Annotated in this window: 2 pseudogenes; both read left to right on the top strand. The window is 67.6% G+C overall.

Annotated elements, in window-relative coordinates:
- The first annotated feature begins 199 nt into the window (after positions 1–199).
- Positions 200–972: pseudogene (locus tag LQV45_RS31460) on the top strand (DeoR/GlpR family DNA-binding transcription regulator).
- Positions 969–1539 (top strand): annotated as a pseudogene (locus LQV45_RS31465) (MFS transporter); the annotation flags it as partial. The pseudogenes LQV45_RS31460 and LQV45_RS31465, both read left to right, overlap by 4 nt.

Raw genomic sequence — 1539 nt, forward strand, 5'->3', positions numbered from 1 at the left:
GGGTCTACGAGTCCGCCGAACCGGTCTGGGACGAAAAGCGCGTCGAGCGCGCCCGCTAGAGCCATCGCGGGGTCCACTAAGCAATGCGGGGTCAGATACCGCCCATTCCGGGGGCGGTTATGGGCGCTAAGTGACCCCGCGTTGCTATTTGAAACGCGCAACAAATGATTAAATGATCACCAGCCGCTAGCATTTGAGCATGAACACTGATGAGCGGCACCGCCTGATCGGCGGACTGCTGCGCGACCGGGAGCACGTGACGGTGGACGATCTGACGGCCGCCTGCGGCGCCTCCGGCGCCACCATCGCCGTGACCTCGACATCCTGGCCCTGCACGGCGTGTTGCGGAGGGTCCACGGCGGAGCCAAGAGCCTCGTTTTCGGCGGCGAAAACCCGCACTACGGGCAACGCGAACTCGAGGACCACACCGCCAAGATGCGGATCGCCGCCGGGGTGGCGGCCATGCTCGCGGACCGTGGACACGTCTGGCTGGACAGCGGCACCACCGCCACGGAGATCGCCCGCCAGTTGCGCCAGCGTGAGATGACGATCATGCCGATGTCGCTGCGGGCCGTCACCGCGCTGTCCGCGGACGACGGTCCGGCCGGGCGCCGCCCCGAACTCCTGATGCCCGGCGGCAGCCTCGTCCCCGGCGAACTTTCCTTCCGGGGGCCGATGACGGAATCCAACATCCGCTCGCTGCGCTTCGACACCGCCGTCGTCACGCCCTGCGCCCTGAACCTCAAGGACGGGCTGTTGGCCCACGACCTCGACGACGCCGCAGTCAAACGCGCCGGCCTCGAATCCGCCGCCCGGGTGATCGTCGCCTGTGCCGCCGCCAAATGGAACGCCACCGCCGTCGCCCTCGTCGCATCCCTGGACGCCGTGGATGCCATCGTGACCGACCGGCAGCTCAGCCCTGAAGAACTTGACCAACTCGCCCAGCACTCGGTGGAAGCAGTGATCGTATGACCAGTACCGCAACCGTCCCGCAACTCAAGGCTGCCACCGGGGCGACTTTCCTTGTCTTCGGGATCAACGGATTAGTTTTCGCCAGCTGGGCAGCCCGCATCCCGGCCGTGACGGAGATCCTGCAGATCACCGCGGGCCAGATGGGAACCCTGCTGCTGTGCGTCGCGGTCGGTTCGCTGATCGCCCTGCCGACGGCCGGGTTCGTCGTCGGCCGGATCGGCACCGCCAACACCGTCCGCAGCGCCGGACTCGTGGCCGCGGCGGCCGGTGTCGGCGTCGCGCTCTCCCTGATGGCGGCCTCCATCCCTGGGACTGCCATTGCCCTGTTCTTCTTCGGGATAGGCGTCGGGTTGTGGGATGTTTCGCAGAACATTGAAGGTGCCGACGTCGAACACCGGCTCGGGCGCACCATCATGCCGCAGTTCCACGCGGCCTTCAGCGGCGGCGCGTTCGTCGGTGCCCTGATCGGCGCCGGATTATCCACCCTGGGGGTCGGGCTCCCGGAGCACCTGCTGGTCATAGCCGCCGTCGTCGCCGTCCTGACCACGGTGGCACCCCGGTATTTCC

It is taken from the genome of Microbacterium sp. Bi128 (genome assembly GCF_918698205.1).